We start from the raw sequence: 18,396 nt of genomic DNA, 5'->3' as shown, positions 1-18,396 counted from the left end.
CTCAGTTTTCTGGTTCTCACAATCAGCCTTCTGGTTCTCACTCAAAGAGACCTTCGCCTATCGCTGGGCTCGACTTTGGGGATGAAACTTTTGTGAGAGATGCTGCGACAATCCAGCCGCCACGGCATCTAACTGAGCACATTCTTTGCGAATCGCTTCCAAAGCTTCGTTTCTCGCAATCCGAGTTTCCAGTACTCCAGCCGCCTGCTGCAATTTCTCGCAGCCAATATTACTCCCGGTATTTCGCAACGTATGCGCAATTCGCTTAATCGCGCGTAAATCCATTGCTTCGACAGCGAGACAAAGATCCCGCCGCCATCCCGGAAGATTCTCCAGCGTCAGCACCAGCAACTCATCCAGAAGTTCTTCATCGTAAGCGACTCTTTCAAGGCCAGCTTCACGATCCAGCCAAAGGTCATTCCTCGAAGTGGGAGCTTGAACTTCCGGCTGAACAGAATCTCGTTTGTTTCCTGATGAATGTGATGTTTCCGGACTTGTCAAATCGGCTGGCAGAGTAACTCCGGAAACTGCAACCGACGAACTTTGCGTCGCTTTCAGATTCTGCATCAAAGCCTGTTCGATCTGGCTGAAAAGTTGCTCGCGATGTATCGGCTTTGTGGCAAAATCAGTACAACCCGCAGTCAGTGCCTGCTGACGATCACTGGCCATGACATTTGCCGTCAACGCAATGATCGGCCCTGACCAACCTCGCTTTCGTAATTCACGCGTCGCCTCTAAACCATCCAGTTCCGGCATCTGCATATCCATTAAAATCAAGTCAAATGGCCGGTTGACCTGCAAACTTCCCTGCACAGCTTCAATGGCCTCTCGGCCATTGCTCACCATCTGTAAATCCACGCCCAATCGCCCCAGCCAGGAACTCAGTAGCAATCGATTATCGGGCCCATCTTCTGCCAGCAGGATCCGGCAACGTGGCAATTGACGTTCTTTGGGCGCTGGATATCGACCGGAAAGTTGATGCGATTTTTCCAACTGCTCCAGCGGCAGCCAATTCTCTTCGTTGGATCCAACGAGCGGGAGTTCCAGCGTAAAGACACTTCCTTTGCCGAACTCACTGCGTACCGTGAGATCCCCTTCCAGCAATCGGGCCAATTGCCGACTGATTGACAACCCGAGCCCAGTCCCTCCAAACCGGCGCACCGTCGATGTCTCTGCCTGCGTAAACGGCGTAAACAGTCTTTCCAATTGTGCCTCTGTCATCCCAATCCCGCTGTCTTGAACCTCCAGTACCAGTCGAGAAGGCAATTTTTCATGTCCATGATTCGCCGATTTCTCTGAGCCACTTTTCACAGGAAGTGACGGTGGCTTGCGCACTCTGGCGACGATGCGAACCATCCCGGATTCTGTGAATTTCACGGCATTTCCGACCAGATTCATCAGGATCTGCCGCAGCCGTGTGGGATCACTCACGATCACTTCCGGGAGTTGTCCCTCGCCTTTCAATTCCAGTTGCACACGCTGGGATTTCAAGCGACTGCGAAACAACTGCAGGACTTCCGCTGCAATCAACAGCGGACGACATTCCAGTTGTTCGATCGTCAGTCTCCCGGCCTCGATTTTTGAAAGATCGAGCGTGTCGTTGATCAAACTCAACAGGTGCTCGCCATTGCGTAAAATCGTATCGACAGCACTGCGATGTTCCGCCGCTGAAACCTCTTCTTTCTGGATGGACTCAGCAAATCCCAGAATCGCCGTCAGCGGTGTGCGGATTTCATGACTCATATGGGCCAGAAAATCACTTTTGGCACGATTCGCACGATCGGCCACTTCCATTTGTCGCCGGACTTCGTTGTTGGCCAGTTCGAGTAGCCGCGATTGAGCGAGCAGTAACGTATGAAAATCGAGTAATCGATACTGACTGGGTGAAATCTGTATGACCAACGGTTCGTAGCTGTGCGGCCAGGGACGGTTCAAAGCGATTTGAGCGGCCTGCGGAATCGGCAGGTTGCCAGGATGCACAGCCTGCACCACATCGATGGAATCAATCATCTGACGGACTGGTCGTTTCAAGTACAAATCGAGCCCGAAAGGTCGGCTCAGTAACGTGAGCAACTGACTTCGAGAAATAACTCCCACCAGTTCCTGGTCTTCAATCACCATGATGCCAATACATTCAGGTGTCTTCTCGAAGAGTTCGACCACTTCGCTGGTCAGCGTCTGCGAAGTGACTTGCCAGTCGTCCAGTGGCAGTGAAGAAACCTGGGCACCCGGCTTGAGATTCAATAGACATTCATGCAGTCGCCCAAAGACCGAAGGATTGCTCTCCAGTGCCCACAAGGGAAGCCGAACACTGGAAATCGATGGAGAACTCATGGCGTGCTCCCGGCGATGAATGCAGGCTGATTGCCACGGGTTAAGGAAAATTCGAGGCCAGTTTCAGTCATTTTCAATCGCATCATTCTGATCGGTCAGCCTGAATAGTTATTGTGAAATTCGAGTGAAGTTGCCACCTTTCTGGAGTTCTTCCCATAGGCTGCCCCGACTAAGTTCCCCGTTTTCATGACGAAACTCGCTGGCGTTTCGCAGATTGGCCGGAACTCTGCTATTCTTCCCTGAGGTGCAACTTCAGCGAATTGCACGTTGACTCAAAGAATGATGACTTTCGCCAGGTCAGTTGAAAGTAGATTGATGATCGAAGTCCAGCAGGTCACCAAGATTCATGTTCGAGGACAAACGCAGGTCTACGCACTTCGCGAAGTGACCTGCCAGATTCCCGCCGGTGCCTTCAGTTTCATTCTGGGACCTTCTGGCAGTGGCAAAAGCACATTGCTGTACCTCATCGGTTGCCTGGATGAACCGACGACGGGAGAAATTTTCGTCAATGGTCAGTCGCTGAAAAAGATGACAGCTACCGAAAAAGACGCCTACCGACGAAATGACGTCGGTTTTATCTTTCAAAGCTTCAATCTGCTGGCCAATCTCAATGCGGTGGATAACGTTCTTGTCCCTTACTTAGCCCGCGGTGCCTCGACCCAGCAGCGTCAGGAAGCCATCGAACTGCTGGAAAGAGTCGGTTTGAAGGATCGACTTGATCATCGCCCCAGTCAACTTTCCGGCGGCGAGCAGCAACGTGTCGCCATTGCCCGGGCTTTGCTCAAAAAGCCAAAACTGATTCTGGCCGACGAACCCACTGGCGAACTCGATTCGGTGAACAGTCAGCAGATTCTGGCATTACTGCGCAACTGCAGCCAGGAGTTGAAAACCACAGTGGTGGTCGTCACGCACGAGCAGGAATATGTCCACGAGGATGATTTCATTGTCCGCATACGGGATGGGAAACTGGGGACACCCGCAGGGACTTTGTCATGATGAATTCTTCATGCAAACAAACTGTCTCTTGAAAGTCGCAGGAGACTCTCGCCAGACTGTGTGCAGAACATCCGGCCTTAACTGACGCAGCCGACAATTCATTGTGCGAATTCGACAACTGCCTATTTAACAGACACGCGAGAGACGACCATGACAACGCTCCTCGTGATCGATGATTCTCCCATTGATCGGCGACTGGCTGGCAAGCTTCTGGCCGGGCGATCGGACTGGACTGTCCTGTATGCTGCGGATGGTGAAGAAGGTCTCCAGAAGGTGAGGCACTTCCATCCACAACTGGTTTTGACTGACATGCAAATGCCAGACAAAACCGGGCTCGACGTGGTGACAGAGGTTCGCAAAGAATTCCCGCAGATTCCTGTCATCCTGATGACCGCCCAGGGAAGCGAAGAGTTGGCTGTTAAAGCTCTTCAGCAAGGGGCCGCCAGCTACGTTCCTAAAAGGCTCCTCGCTCAGGAACTGACGGGTGTCGTCACCCGTGTGCTCGCTGCCACTGATGAAGATCGGTCACGAGTCGCGCTGTTCAGCAGACTCACCGAACAGATCGAGCAGTTTGTACTGCCCAACGATCTGCCTCTCATCATGTCCCTTTCTCATCACCTCCAGAGATCGCTGGCCAATATCTGGGAATGCGATACGACCGAGCGGGTACGGATTGGCACAGCCCTTGAAGAAGCCCTGCTCAATGCCTATTACCATGGAAATCTGGAAGTCAGTTCGACTCTCAAAGAGCAGGATCACAATGCCTTCCATGAAATGTCAGAAATGCGCCGCAAAGAATCCCCCTGGCGCGATCGAGTCATTCACATTTCATCGAGAATTCAGCCGACAATGGCGCAATTTGTGATTCATGATGAAGGCCCGGGATTTAACCCTGCAGGACTTCCTGACCCGACAGACCCCGAGTACCTCGAAAGACCCAGCGGTCGAGGGGTGCTCCTCATGCGGGCCTTTATGGATGAAGTGACTTACAGCAAAAAAGGGAACGAAGTCACGCTGACCAAACATCGTTACCCCCGGGAGACGCCTCTGGCTTAGCTGCAGAGTTCCCTTGTGGCGAGATGTCAGAAGTGGCGGATCGTAAGAAGTGGCGGGTTGTCAGAAGAGACAGGTTTCCCGAATTTCGGTAACCAACACAGAACCTCCCTTTGCGAAATGGTGTCGTCTCCACTGTGTTGTCTCCGCCGTATTCATTCGTTCGTGTCATCTCGAGCAGCCGATCGATCTTTGACATGAAGGGGCATCAATTTTGCCCGCATCATTCGCCCCGATCAGCGCCGCCAGTTATCATGAATATTAGATTCTGCATGAATTTGCGTGGCAGAAGTTGGTCTTTTAAATACTGTGCCTGATGCGAGTGCACTCGATCGACCGCTTCACTGATTGCCAGGCCGAAATCACCAGAAGCACTGAAAATGTGTTGTCAATCGACTGATTGGGAGAAGAGCGTTCAGCATGGGGAGCACCGGTAATCCAAATGGCCCGGATTTTGAAAAACATCCGCTCATTCCTGTCATCGCTCAGGATCACGCCACGGGCGATGTCCTGATGCTGGCTTACATGAATGCCGAGGCCTATCAGGAAACTTTATCCACAGGCAGAGTCGTCTATTTCAGCCGGAGTCGCTCTAAACTCTGGCGGAAAGGCGAAGAGAGCGGCAACGTGCAGCTTCTCAAAGCGTTGTACTTCGACTGTGACTCCGACACACTGCTGGTCAAAGTCGAACAGATTGGTGGGGCGGCTTGCCACGAAGGTTACCGCAGTTGTTTCTTCCGCCAGATTCAACCTGAGACCGGTGCTGTCACCGTCATCGGCGAACGTGTTTTTGACCCGAAAGTTGTCTATCACAAGTAATCGGGTATTCCAGACCTTCAAATCGTCACCAGACGTTCCAAAACGTTATCAGACAGTGATTTTAGGAACATTTGAGCTTCATGGTCTCCCTTTGAAGCCAGTGATCTGTTCCAATACATCAACTTTTCAGTGATCAACTTACAGCCGAGTGAATTGCGATGTCACAAGTCATCAAGTTAGGGATTCCCGCAGGCAGCCTTCAGGAGGCGACAGCCGAGCTGTTCCGGAAGGCAGGCTATACCATCAAGTTTTCATCGAGATCGTACTTCCCTGAAATTGATGATCCTGAGATTGAGTGCATGCTCATTCGTGCTCAGGAAATGGCGCGCTATGTCGAACAGGGCATTCTCGACGCGGGTATGACTGGTCACGACTGGGTGCTCGAAACTCAGGCCAATGTTCATGAAATCTGTGAGCTCGTCTTCTCAAAGGTCAGCCGCCGACCTGTCCGCTGGGTTCTCTGTGTACCCAACGATTCGGAAATCAAGACGGTGCAGGATCTTCAAGGGAAACGCATCGCGACGGAAGCCGTCGGCTTAACGAAAGCCTATCTGGCTCGACATAACGTCACTGCTGACGTTGAGTTTTCGTGGGGAGCGACAGAAGTCAAACCCCCGCGTCTGGCAGATGCAATTGTCGAAGTGACAGAGACCGGCAGTTCGCTCAGGGCCAATAATCTGCGGATTCTGGATGAAGTCCTCCAGAGTACGACACGGTTTATTGCCAACAAAGTCGCTTTTGCCAACGACTGGAAGCGTGGCAAGCTCGAAAACATTGCACTCATGCTGCAATCCTGTCTCGCTGCCGAGGGGAAAGTCGGCCTGATGATGAATGTCCGCCGGGGAGATCTGCCGACAGTCCTCGGCCAGCTTCCCGCGCTGCAGAAGCCCACCATCTCGTCGCTTTCCGATCCCGATTGGGTCGCCGTGAATACGATCGTCGACGAATCTTATGTCCGGATTGTCATTCCCAGGTTGAAACAGGCCGGGGCTCGCGGGCTGGTTGAGTATCCGATCAATAAAATCATCGACTAGCGATCCCTCGATCAATTGATGGGATGCTGTTGGAGTATCGGTCCAAAATGCTGGTAGTCATCAAGGTCGGTGGCAGCCTTTATGATTATGAACATCTCCGGGAAGTGCTGGCTTCCATTCGAAGCTGGTTTCAACCGGGAAAAGCTTATTCAGATGGCAGCCCGCTGCTGATTCCTGGAGGCGGTGCCACCGCTGATGTTATCCGTGACTGGCAGAAGCAGCATCACATTGAGGAGGAAGCCGCTCACTGGCTGGCTTGTGAGTCTCTCGAATTGAATGCCCGCCTGATCCAATCCCTGCTGCCTGAGTCATGCCTGGTGGATCAACTCGAACAGTCACTCGAGGCCTGGAGAGAGGGGCTTTTCCCTGTCCTGCGAACCAGCAGAGCTCTGCAGCTCGCCGAGAGTTCTTTAAAGGATGGGCTTCAACCGGAACCCCTTCCTCATCATTGGGATGTGACCAGCGACTCGATTGCCGCCTGGTTTGCCTGCCGCTGGCAAGCCCGATATCTCCTCCTCTGCAAATCGATTCCTGTGCCAGACAAAGTGCCAGTTCTCGAAGCCTCTCGATCAGGGATTGTCGATCCTTATTTTCCAGGGCTGGCGGGATACATCCCGCAAATTGACTGGTGCTATGCCCGCCAGCTCCCTTGTCACAGCACACCATGGCTGCAACAGGGTTACCCGGTTTCATGAATGGTTGAACAACTCATGCGAGGATCCGGGATGCCGGCGTGTCAGTTCGTGTCTATTGAGGGGGCGCCAACTCTTCAAACTTGTCTCCACGAACGGCGTCTGATTTTCATCGCTGCAACCTGACGGATTGCGTATGATATTGTTCTTGAAGAACCCCTCTGCAGCAGACATCCTTTCATGAAGTGAACATCCATGGCTGGACACCACGCCGTCGGCATCGACCTGGGAACAACTTATTCAACCATTGCGTATCTCAATGAACATGGTGAACCTGTCACCATTCCCAATGTTGATGGTGAGATGACCACCCCTTCGGTCGTGCTGTTTGAAAAGAGTAAGGTGATTGTCGGGACAGAAGCTCTTCGCAACTCGATCCGTGCCCCGCAGCGGGTGATTTCTGCTGCCAAAAGATACATGGGCGACCCGACCAAAACGTGGGAGATTGATGGCCGACAGATCACCCCCGTCGATGTTTCCGCCTATATTCTGGAATCTCTGCTGAAGCAGGCTCGCCAGGTGATTGGCGAAATTGAACACGCCGTAATTACCGTTCCCGCCCAGTTCACAGATCTTTCGCGTTCGCGAACTGCTGAGGCCGGCCTCAAGGCGGGACTGAAGCAGGTGGATATCATCAACGAGCCAGTGGCTGCCGCATTATGTTATGTGATTGGCAGCGAAGGGATGTGGTTTACCGAGCTCGCTGAAGACCAGCGGATTTTAGTCGTCGATCTGGGGGGCGGAACTTACGATCTCTCGCTGGTTTCTTATCGCAAAAACGAAGTCCGCGTGATCGCGTCATCGGGCGATCTCAATCTCGGTGGTCTTGATTTTAACCAGGTGCTGCTCAATGGTCTGGCCCGTCAGTTCCAGAAAGAATTTGGACTCGATCCACGCAATGATCGCGAAAGCCTGCAGGCCTTGGCGCTTGAAGTCGAACAGACCAAACGCAGTCTTTCCGTACGCCCCAAGGCTGCCTTGAACGTGGCCCATAAAGGTTATCGCAAGACTTATCTTGTCGAGCAGGGACAGTTCGAAAAACTCTCTGCCAAGCTGCTGGAGCGGATCGAATCGATCACTCAAGGGCTTCTACGCGACAATAAACTGGGATGGGCCCACGTCGATGTGGTCCTCGCGACTGGCGGTGCCTCGCGCATGCCCATGGTCCAGCAGTTGCTGAAGAAAATGGCGGGCTACAAGACTTTGAACTCGACACTTTCCCCCGATCTGTCGATTGCCCACGGCGCAACCTACTTTGCGGGCATGCTGATGTCCGATCAGGATTTTGCCCGCTCGGTTCTGAATTCTCAGGCCATTTCCAAACTTTCGAAATTCAAACAGATTGATGTCAACTCAAGATCGCTCGGGATCCTGGTGCGTAATGAAACTTCGGGCCAGCGTGAACCCAACTGGCTCATTCCCGCCAATACCCCTCTGCCGGCCAGTTGTACGCAAACTTACGGAACCGTCATTGCCAATCAGAGCAAAGTCACCCTGCGGCTTGTCGAAAGCGGTAATGCCGTCGATCGCGATTTTGTGCCCGTAGGTGAATGCGAAATCAGTTCGCTCCCACCCGGCCTTCCAGAAGGTTCGGTAATCGATGTCAAGCTCGAATACGGGGCCGATGCCCGCGTGAAGGTCTCTGCAAAAGTCCGCAAGACGGGTCATTCAGCCCATACCGAAGTCATCCGTCAGGAAAGCATCCGAAAGACAGCACTTCCCGGCGAGCGGGCCGCTCAGGAAGAAGAAATCATTCTCCTGGAAGACGCTGATGTTTCCGAGATTCAGGAACCGAAGGTACAAGCCAGAGTGGTGAATTCTACCTCTCAGCCAGGGACTTCTATGAAAGCCCAGAAATCCAGCCTGGCTGACGACGACCCCTTCTGGAAACTCATCAACGAAGATCAGTAATCACGTCGATTGTCATTCACATTAAAGCCTCAATAAAGTGCTCATCGCATGGGCATCTCTTGAGGCGATCCAGGAATCCCGGGTTATGTCGGCATCCGAAAGCAGCGTGGTCAATCAGGTTGAAATCGTAGGAACTGGCCTCGTTGTGGCCGACTACCGCATGATTGTCCCAGACTTTCCTCAGGAAGATACGAAAATCTCGGGACAGGCTTTACCTCGTCAGGTGGGTGGGCCTGTCCCGACAGGGCTCACGATGCTCAGACGCCTTGGGCATTCCTGCCGCATGATTGGTAGCTGGGGTGAGGATGAGGCCGGAGCATTTATTTCCCAGCAGCTCACATCCGAAGGAATCGATCTGCAGTACTCTCTGGTGGGAGCGGAACGCGAGACGGGTTTAGCCCACATCTGGATCAATGAGCAGACTGGCCGACGGACAGTGGTCAGTCACCGACCCCGGCAGTATCTCGAACCAGCAGATTTTCAGCGTCCGATGTTTGCGGGAGCCAGGTGTCTGTATCTCGACGGCTGGCCTGTGAATACTTCCATCGCGGCTGCCAAACTTGCTAGAGAATGTGGATTACGAGTCTTTCTGGATGCGGGAAGTTATCGCCCGGGGATGGAGGATCTGCTGCCCTATGTCGATGTGCTGAATGCTTCCCGACGAATGATCCAGGAGTTTTTGAGAACAGATTCTCTGGAAGATGCCGCTGCGCGATTACAGGCGCTGGGGCCGCGCTGGGTCATCACCACCTTTGGGGAAGCGGGGGCGGTCTTACATACCCGGAGCCATGTTGTTGAGCAGGAAGCGTTCCATGTTGTGACACGGGATACGAATGGCGCAGGGGATGTCTTCTGTGGCAGTTTTGTGCATGGCTGGCTTGAAAATTGGCCTGCCGACTACATTCTTCGATTTGCTTGTGCTGCTGGAGCAATCAAATGCAGCCACCACGGAAATCGCGATGCCCTCCCTACCCTGGGAGCGATTTTTCGCATGGCCGGGCCCATCCCTCTCGATGAAGACGAGGTTTAGTCCGACTTACCGGCTCGATAGCAAATGGTCATGGCCAATCAGGCGCATGGCACGGTTTCTTGTTGTTATGTCGACGCACAACAAGCCGGCCACAAGTTGGCCGGGCCACCCGTATCTAATTCTCGCCTCTCACAACCTATCAACCACCAACCATCAACTTACCTAAAGCTCGCGACCTCCCATCCTGCATAAGCACCCACATTCTGCCCGAAAAATCCGCTCAACGAGCGAGCATCGTGCCCAGCAGTCTGGCAGTCAGCATCGTCAAACGATCTTCACAATCGATCCACAATAGTCGCTCACCGACATGAACCTCCCGAACCGCCATACCAAGGACTCATAACTGAGGCAAAACGCTGAAAAAACTACAATTTTCTGGCTTTCAGCCCGTTTGTGGTACCGGAATTGTTAATTCGGTCGAAGTAACGTTGACGACAGTTCGCCACATTATGAAAATACAATGAACGAATAATAAATTATCGACGAACGGCAAGACGCCGCCCGCCGAATCTGTCTGTGTGGTAGGAGTGGCAAGATGCTCACGAGACCCTGGATGATTTGGAGTGTTCCAGCCCTCGCTTGGGGCTGCTTTATGTGTTGGGCCGCCGGTTATCAGGCAGGCTTCGATGAGGGCCAGGATGCGGCCTGGGCCACAGCCCGAAAATCACTCAACGCGGTGGCATCGGCCGATGCACCTCATCCCTCTTTGATCGAAGATCGTTTCTCTTTGCGATGATTCATTCATCATGTGAGACGAAACCATCCCTTCACTCGATCGACTGGCGTAGAGCTTGTTCGACCAGAGAGGAGATTGTTGTCTTCACTGGAAGTATCAGTGAGGCCAGAGAGTGTCTGGTTGACTGCTGACTGGTCAACACTTTCCGGCCAAACACACTTCCGCCCGACACCGTGCAGCATGGAGGGGGATGGGCTAAACTTCTGGCATGGTGAACAAGCCGCCCAAACCCAGTGAATTTTCCCGCCAGCGTGAGAGTGCGAACCCACACACTCAACGAGCGATGAAAGATGATTCGCTTCCACAGAAACTTGCCAGGTCATTACTTCTCCCCGGCTGCGCAATCTTTTTGACATGGTTGGCCCTCTGGTATTTCCGCTGGCCATTAGGAATTCCCGGTGAATGGATCTGGTGGCGAACTCCCTGGAATGAACCCGATCGATGGATCAATCTGCTGTTGGGTTTAATCGCTGGTCTGGCCTATCTGGCCTTCGTGCTGGCCGGCGCACGCCGAATCGATCACCTATCATCCACCACAAAAAAACTCTGGATCGGCGGCCTGCTGATCGCTGCTCTCGTCTGGAATTTCCTCGTCATTGAACTGGCCCCCTCTGCTGCCCGGTTCGGCAAAGCCCCTTTCGTGCTCTATTATCCGGCTTCATCCGGGTACTTCACCATTGCCAGGCACGAGAGTCCTCAAGTCGATCAGTTTCTGCAAACTTATCCTGAGCGCGTGCAGCAAGGTGATGTCCTGCATGTCGGCACTCATCCCCCGGGTTTGTTTCTGGTCTTTCATGCGATTTCGTCCATGGTGGATCACTTACCTCTCATGCGGAATCTCGCACTCGCCACCATGCCAGTTTCATTCCATGACGCCTGTGGAATCATTGAAGAGAACGGGAAAAACACGCCTCACCCCATGACCTCAAATGATGCGGCGATTCTCTGGCTGGCCACCATGCTCGTCCTCATGATGGCTGCGGGGACGACCCTCCCTCTGTATCTGCTCTGTGTACAATTTTCATCGTCACGCGGTGCCTGGCTGACGGCTGCTATTTGGCCACTGGTTCCGGCCAGTTTGATCTTTATCCCCAAGTCTGATGCCGCATTTCCCTGGCTTTCGACCACGCTTCTCATGGGGATCGGCTGGCTCTGTCAGGTCAGATCCACAAGACCTGTCTGGCAATTCATGATTGTCGGATTCCTCTGGGGGATTCTGGCCATGATCTCAATGCTGCAATCGCTGGCCTTCGCTCCAGTTTTATTGATGTGCTTCCTCTATGGTCTGGCCACCACTGCGACCTGTTACATCCACCGGGGAGATCACGATGGGTGGTCACATATCGTGAGGAATCTCGTTGCAGGTCTGGCTGTACTTGGTGGATTCCTGGGATCGACGATTCTCTTTTCAGTCCTCACAGGTGCCAACCTATGGTTCATCTGGTGGCAGAATTCGATCAATCACAGCCGCTTTTATGAAGTCTCCCCGAGAACGACATGGCTATGGTTCGTTGTTTCGCCAGTGGAACTGGCTTTTGCGGTGGGCTGGCCTGCCTTTTTGCGATTTCTCTTTTCTATGCGTTTTCCGGAATCATCTGGCAACGAACAAACCCTCAAAAGTCGCTGGCAGCGGCTTGGGCAATCCTTCGCTCAGCCCACCCGCATTGCCGATGGATGGCGTCTGGCCGCCTGTTGCCTGAGTGTCTGGTTGTGGCTCTGGTGCTCCGGGAAAAACAGTGGCGAAGCCGCTCGGCTGTGGATTTTTCTCATGCCGATTCTGCTCTGGGTGCCCACACTGACCAGAGCAGACCTGTGGACGGGAACAGCACCTGCATTGCCAAAACCAGAGTCTGCGTGGTGGGAACCTACCCTGCCCGCCATCTGGCTGAGCACACAGATCATGATCTGCCTGTTGACCGTCTGGCGCATCTCGGGGTTCGACTTTGGTGGCGGTTTGTTGAGTTAAGGATTTCGAAGGTCCCTTCCTGCCCATCAACATGTCGACATTTCGCAACAGATGTGGCTTGACTGACCGCCCTTGTATTCGAACTTTTCGGCAAATCTGGCAGAGTGCAGGGCCATCATCGCTCACTCTTGCCGAAAGTAGCCAGCCCATCGCCGCACATGAGGGCAAGCTGAAGCATACACTGGAGGAGTCTGTATGTTTCGCTGCACTTGCCCCAAGTTATTCATCCCGCTTACCTGGGCAGCCATGAAGTTTCTGGTGCTCTTCCTTTCCATTGGTACGATCACCGCCCTGGGTTGCGAATCTGCACCACCTGGGCCGGTTGTGATTATTCGCCCGGACGAACCGCTGGCCCCGGAAGATTGGTCGACCTTCGAGCGGATTGTTAAGTCCTTGCCGGGCGAAAAACTCCCGGCATTTGGCCCGCTCTTCGCACCGCCTCCTCAATGGAAAGATCAGCGGACGATTTCGATCTCTGATCTGCTCAAGGAGGAAACGGGCCTGCTGGCCAAAAAATGGAACCCGACAGAGTTGGGAGCTCAATGGAATCGATCCACAGCACTTCAGCGGGCACTACGGATCGAACAGGTGACTCCCGAACAGTTTGCCGCCTGGACACAGGCCCTCGCTTTAGCGGCTATGAGAAATGTCGCGAGCCCTCGCAATCTCTCGGATCATCTCCGCAAAGAGGCACTGTTGTCACTGCGTAAGCTGGAAACTGACGAACGGATGTTCTCCACGCTCACGCCTGAAGAGCGGTATCGAATTCTCCGTGATGCCCGTGCGCTGGCCAGAGTTCATCGTCACGAATGGCTCATGAAGGCTCCCGAAGAAAATCAGCAGTTGGCTAAACAGCATGAAGCCTGGCTTAAAAAGGTGTTGCCAGGACATGTCTGGGCTGATCCAATTCTCGAAGTCACCGACCACGAATTATCACTCGGCGTTCCTTTTGGTGAACACAAAACCGATGGCGATGCCCTGCTGCGCTACAATTCGCTCGAAGGAGATATTTTCTATGCTCGCCCCAATGATCCTTCAGCACAGTAACTCACGAATTCAATAACTCACGAACTCAAGAACTCACGAATTCAAGCAGCCTGAGATGAGCTGCAGAGTCATTTTCCGGCCGCTCATCCATCCACACGTCCGGCAGCGAAACGCGCGAACCTGATCAGGGCGGTCATTCCTGCGATGCACAGGACCATTTTCCAACCCCACGACCATCCACTCACAACGGGACTCGAATTCTCTTCGGAGGTTCGAACACCTTTGGCTGGCTGTGCCTTGAATAGATTTGTGGGCACCAGAGCCGTTTCCAGCGGTACGAAGATTCCCTTCGCGGCCTCGCTGATGATCAGAGGCTCATCCTCTTCGGCCGAATAGAACAAAGCCGCCAATTGATATTGATTCGCCAGCCGCAACCCTTTTTCTCGACCAGCAACCATGAGTGATGTCGCCCAGCCATCTGCCAGAATCGGGTTCTCATGATAGACACTCACCAGCGAGGCTGAGGCTTTCAGTGGCTGCCCAGTCTGTGGTGCGATCAGATGTGAAACCTGATCACGTGATTCGACATCGGGCCATGTTTGTCGATATGTCCCTGATGTGCTGACGCAGCCCTTGATAGAGCGAATAACTGCTACGCTTTTCGTCGCATCAGCGGGCGATTCGACAAAGATCTTCACTCCGGCCTGATTCCGGGCCTGTGAGAATAATCGCTCGCAATCGATGAGATACTCTCCACCCAGAGAGACCAGGCAAGCCAATACGCCTGCCCTCTGGCAACAGCCCGTCATCGTCTCCAGCGCGAGACCTTCGACCAGAGCATTCAAATCGAGTTGGATCTCCGGATGTTTTTTTCGAACTTGTGGTGGTTCAGTCGTCACCTCCACAGCCTCCCAATCAATCGTGGGAATGACCTCTGGATTCTGTCGACGAGGCTGAGGATTCTTCGAACTGGAAGTGGGCCAGATCGAGCGGAACTTTCGGGCTTCCATGACGCCGGCAATCGTTGGGTCAAAGGCTCCTTCGCTTTGTCTGGCCTGTCGCAACGCTTCCTGAACGAGTCGTGCAAAATCCAGCGAGACGACCTGCCAATCGGTCGCTCTATGGTGATTCCACCGACTGATTTCTGATTGGCTCTGATACAGCGAAAAGATGGATTCCAGCCTCTCCAGTTCCGCCTGTAACTGCTGCTTCAGAGCCAGTCGATCGAGGACGACATCATCCCGACACCAGACGTGAACCTTCCACCCCATCCCCATGGCCATTCCGGATAGCTCATAAGAAGCGATCGTCGCCCCTGTCTCTGCAAAACCAGCCACGGGAACTTGAGACGAGTTCTTTTCTGATGGAGAAGGCTTTGTGCCAACCCTGCTATCTGGAGATGGCTTTGATTCCCGTTGATCAGCAGTCACCCCTACCAGGTGATTCGCATGATCAGGTTCTGACGAACGACAGATAACAGCCAGAGACCACCAGACCAGCACCACGAGCAGTCTATTCAAAGATGGTCTGCCCATGCGTGTCTGCATTTGACCATCCATCGCCCGCACTGTCTGAAATGGTGTCCCTGTCATGGTCCAACCACATCCCATAGCATCAGGCCACCCGCAATGATCAGGCAGGCCAACGCCAGAAAATCTCCCGGCTGAATCTGGCCACTCCGGGCATTCCGACGCAAATACTCAAGCAAACTTCCTGTCGGGCAGCCAAACCGGCAATATCCCATCGGAATGAACCACGAGATCACCAGACTTCCGACCGCCAGCACTGTCGTGATCCAGCCAGCGGCTCGCCACGAGTAAGCATCGAATGGTTCCAGATCGACCAGACTGATCGAGAGCACTCCCATCGATCCACACAACGCTACCAGCAGCAAAGCCGGTATCACCAGCCTCAGTACAGAGACCACCCTCGCTGGCAACCTGGGGCGCCAATGTCGATGACCGGCCATCCACTGCTGGAGCACACCATGTGGACAGATATGCGAGCAATAGACATTCGTCCGAGCCACCAGCGGCAATGCCACAGCAGCCATCGACATGGCAATCAATCCGCCCGCACTATTCCAAGGGATCCCACTCTGAGCCCAACCGCTGAACATGGCTAACGACAGGAGTTCTCCGTTCATGACTCCCAGATATCCCAGTACCAGGAGCTGCAATCCCCGCCGCACCCATAAGTTTCCCCGCAGATGGGTTAATCCCACCAGACAAGCCAGAAGGACGACAAGTCCCGTCAATGTTTGTTGCCAGAGTCGAGGCGACGACCAGTTGATGGTTCTCATCAAGCCAAAAAAGCCCGAAGTCTGATGTTTCGAGTCGATCGACGGCTGTTTCTGCTGAGCTTCAATTTCTTTGGATAACTCGATTGCGGCAGCCAGCAAACCCCGGGCAATCGTCTGACTGGTCATTGTGGCACCAGAGACTCCTTCGACACCCCACTCTTCAAAAGTCGTTTCGGCAAGTCCCTTGACCGTCTTGCCCTTAACGAGTTCGGCAAACCAGGCGTCGTCGCGAACATATCCCACATAGGGCTCGTTATCAAAACTGCGACCGACCAGCAGTGGGCCCAGATGTCCATCGGGGAGCAGACTGACCAGCACTTCCGTCGGCCCCTGATAACCAATCAATTGATCGGCTGCTGGTACCGTTCGAAAAATCTGGCCTAACCTCAGGCCATCAGCAGCAAAAACATCCAGAAGCAATGATGTCTCGGAATGAGGTTCAAAACGTGAAGCTTGCGGAAACAGCTTCTGCACATCCTCAATCGTCACAGCCAAAGGAAAACGCGTCGAATCCGCTGGTCTGGCAGCCACCAACTCTTGTGAATTCAGCCGAGCTTCCAACCCCTGGAGGATGGCCAGACATGTGAGAGTTGCCCCGGCCACATGCCGCATGGCTGATTGATCAACGATGTCTTCACTGACCGTTTGAAAGCCCTGCCCATTCCATTGGGCCAGGAATCTTCCATCCCTCACAATCAGTTCCACATGGTCACGAGTATCTCGACTGGCTGCGATCTCTGCCCACGCCACCTTGCCTTCGATATCCCAACCCATCAATAAGTTTGTGGGCCCGGAAAATCCTAGAAAGCGATCACTGGCCGGTGTGGTCTGTGTGACATATCCCACGGGAACTGACTGTGCATCCAGCACGACAAAATCGACAAGCTGGTCGAACTTCCGGGAATTGCTGCGGGGCAATCCGCCGTCCGATATCTCAGCCTGCCTGCGCGATACCAATCTTTGGGCTTCCGGCCAGAACTTCTGCACCACTGGCAGATAGCGTGCGGTCAGATCCTTCGCTTGCGCCCGGGATTTAGTCTGCTCAGCCTGCCAGCGAATCATGAGGATCAGCAGCACCAGCAGCAGAACCCGGCCTGAATGGATGACTGTATTCCAAAAAAATCGACCGGGCCCTCTCAATGGCTTTGAAAGGGCTTCCCGGTCGACAATGGGCAGCAGGTCGTGGCGAACGCCACTCATGGGGCAGAAGTCTTCACTGGCGGAACGATCTTCACCAATTGTAGTGCATCGGCATGGACCACACCTCCAGCATTCTCGGTTCCAATCTCGACAAAGACCTCTTCACCTTTTTTGACCTCGAAGCGACCAAGCTCATGCGAGCCATCTTTCCCGGCAGGAGCTTTGTTCATATCGACCAGTACCTGCCTGGTCGAATCGCCAATCTGGATGGTGACCGGGACGGCCTTCCCCCGATTCTCATGAGCCCCATAGATCAACCGAAATGAAATCAGCCCTTCTTCAGCCGTCTTCCACGAGTACTTGACCTTAGCGCCCGAGTTAGCAGATGCGTAAAGGTATTCATAACCCACATACCCATTGAGACCACTGCCACTCGTCCAGTTGCCAGTAATTTTGGCATCGCGGTTATCAATGACTACACCTTCCATCCGGGCTGGATCGAGACCCGGTGGCCCGGGTAATGACATCGCATCTGCCGGAATGACAACATCGCTTGAAAGTGATTCACGGCGGGCTTTGCCAGGCAATTGGAGGAGTGTATCCATCTCCTTCCAATAGCTTTCATAAACATCACGCGGCTGACAGTCATGTAATGCGCACAGATATGCGGCTTTGCCGACAACTTCGCCCATCATGCCGCAGGTCTTCATCACGCGGGTCGTCCCTAAGGCTTCATGCGTGACACTGATGTTCCGCCCTGCCATAAAGAGGTTGTTGATATCTTTCGAATAGAAGCAGCGGTAAGGAACGGGATAGCCGTAAGCCCGATCGATCCGCTGATCATGCACAGCGATCGAAATGAAAGGATTGTCGGCAAACTTCTCGGCAAACTGTTTCTTGGGATAGTGCAGATCAATACTCCAGGTACTCGGCACGCAACCATCCGGGAACTCTCGCTTACTGACAATATCCTCCTGAGTCAGCACCACATCACCCGTTAAACGGCGTGATTCTCGGGGCCCGCCGATAAATGCCACCCAGGTCAGAATGGCATTTCGATGCTTCTCAGCTCCGTCGCCATTCTTCATGGCGTTAAACGCTCCAAAGACGGCTCTCAGGTTCCAGTCGCGAATCCCTTCAGCATCCTGCAGAGGATCTTTGTCGTAACCACTCTCCCAGAACCACTGGCCGTGATGATCCACGGGGTAGGGAAAATCCTTCATGGTCAGTGGTAACGCCCACGGAGTCTCCGGAAATGTCGTGGGTGAACGGACTTCATCCCATGTCCACATATTGCTCATGCCCATGCGGCCCTTGTCGGTCATCTCCGTGCAGTGATCAACAGTGGTGCCAATGAAGTGGTGATCCCGTTCTTTGATGTCGCACTTCCCATTGA

Annotated in this window: 14 protein-coding genes; 10 read left to right on the top strand and 4 right to left on the bottom strand. The window is 53.5% G+C overall.

Features of this window, described 5'->3' with window-relative positions; genetic code table 11:
• Positions 1–57 precede the first annotated feature (57 nt).
• On the bottom strand, positions 58–2,334 hold the full coding sequence (locus tag A6X21_RS14855) for an ATP-binding protein (protein ID WP_068849202.1): 2,277 nt from the start codon (positions 2,332–2,334) through the stop codon (positions 58–60).
• Between the two features lie 315 nt (positions 2,335–2,649).
• Here A6X21_RS14855 and A6X21_RS14850 point away from each other — a divergent pair, with 315 nt between their 5' ends.
• From A6X21_RS14850 to A6X21_RS14805, 10 genes are all read left to right on the top strand, one after another.
• Positions 2,650–3,330, top strand: coding sequence for an ABC transporter ATP-binding protein (locus tag A6X21_RS14850; protein WP_013110585.1), 681 nt, complete (start codon positions 2,650–2,652; stop codon positions 3,328–3,330).
• A gap of 150 nt (positions 3,331–3,480) precedes the next feature.
• Positions 3,481–4,386, top strand: coding sequence for an ATP-binding response regulator (locus A6X21_RS14845; protein ID WP_068849200.1), 906 nt, complete (start codon positions 3,481–3,483; stop codon positions 4,384–4,386).
• 417 nt (positions 4,387–4,803) lie between these two features.
• Positions 4,804–5,202, top strand: a complete 399-nt coding sequence (gene hisI / locus A6X21_RS14840) for a phosphoribosyl-AMP cyclohydrolase (protein ID WP_013110587.1) — start codon at positions 4,804–4,806, stop codon at positions 5,200–5,202.
• A 158-nt stretch (positions 5,203–5,360) separates the two neighbouring features.
• Positions 5,361–6,236, top strand: a complete 876-nt coding sequence (gene hisG / locus A6X21_RS14835; protein WP_068849198.1) for an ATP phosphoribosyltransferase — start codon at positions 5,361–5,363, stop codon at positions 6,234–6,236.
• A 47-nt stretch (positions 6,237–6,283) separates the two neighbouring features.
• Positions 6,284–6,931 carry an amino acid kinase family protein gene (locus A6X21_RS14830; protein ID WP_165603813.1) on the top strand — a complete coding sequence of 216 codons (648 nt, stop codon included), beginning with the start codon at positions 6,284–6,286 and terminating at the stop codon, positions 6,929–6,931.
• A gap of 192 nt (positions 6,932–7,123) precedes the next feature.
• Positions 7,124–8,839, top strand: coding sequence for an Hsp70 family protein (locus A6X21_RS14825; RefSeq protein ID WP_068849194.1), 1,716 nt, complete (start codon positions 7,124–7,126; stop codon positions 8,837–8,839).
• Positions 8,840–8,924: 85 nt separating this feature from the next.
• The gene (locus tag A6X21_RS14820; RefSeq protein WP_068849192.1) at positions 8,925–9,869 is read left to right on the top strand and encodes a carbohydrate kinase family protein; all 945 of its coding nucleotides are present in this window, start codon (positions 8,925–8,927) and stop codon (positions 9,867–9,869) included.
• Positions 9,870–10,404: 535 nt separating this feature from the next.
• Positions 10,405–10,605 (top strand): hypothetical protein, encoded by a 201-nt coding sequence (locus A6X21_RS14815; RefSeq protein ID WP_068849190.1) that lies wholly within the window; start codon positions 10,405–10,407, stop codon positions 10,603–10,605.
• A 208-nt stretch (positions 10,606–10,813) separates the two neighbouring features.
• A complete protein-coding gene (locus A6X21_RS14810) occupies positions 10,814–12,571 on the top strand; it encodes a hypothetical protein (RefSeq protein WP_068849188.1) in 1,758 nt (585 codons plus the stop codon).
• A gap of 195 nt (positions 12,572–12,766) precedes the next feature.
• Positions 12,767–13,618 (top strand): hypothetical protein, encoded by an 852-nt coding sequence (locus A6X21_RS14805; RefSeq protein ID WP_068849186.1) that lies wholly within the window; start codon positions 12,767–12,769, stop codon positions 13,616–13,618.
• 83 nt (positions 13,619–13,701) lie between these two features.
• Here the strand turns inward: A6X21_RS14805 and A6X21_RS14800 are convergent, their stop codons facing one another.
• From A6X21_RS14800 to A6X21_RS14790, 3 genes are all read right to left on the bottom strand, one after another.
• Positions 13,702–15,150, bottom strand: a complete 1,449-nt coding sequence (locus A6X21_RS14800; protein ID WP_068849184.1) for an FAD:protein FMN transferase — start codon at positions 15,148–15,150, stop codon at positions 13,702–13,704.
• On the bottom strand, positions 15,147–17,060 hold the full coding sequence (locus A6X21_RS14795) for an FMN-binding protein (protein ID WP_068849182.1): 1,914 nt from the start codon (positions 17,058–17,060) through the stop codon (positions 15,147–15,149). The genes A6X21_RS14800 and A6X21_RS14795 overlap by 4 nt, the downstream gene beginning before the upstream one ends.
• Positions 17,057–18,396, bottom strand: a 1,340-nt coding sequence (locus tag A6X21_RS14790) for an FAD-dependent oxidoreductase (protein WP_240490275.1), incomplete at its 5' end; no start/stop codon positions are given. The genes A6X21_RS14795 and A6X21_RS14790, both read right to left, overlap by 4 nt.

It is taken from the genome of Planctopirus hydrillae, from assembly GCF_001707835.1.
GTDB classification, from domain to species: domain Bacteria; phylum Planctomycetota; class Planctomycetia; order Planctomycetales; family Planctomycetaceae; genus Planctopirus; species Planctopirus hydrillae.
Note: the sequence above shows the minus strand (reverse complement) of the source record. Positions and strands in the feature narration are given on the sequence as shown.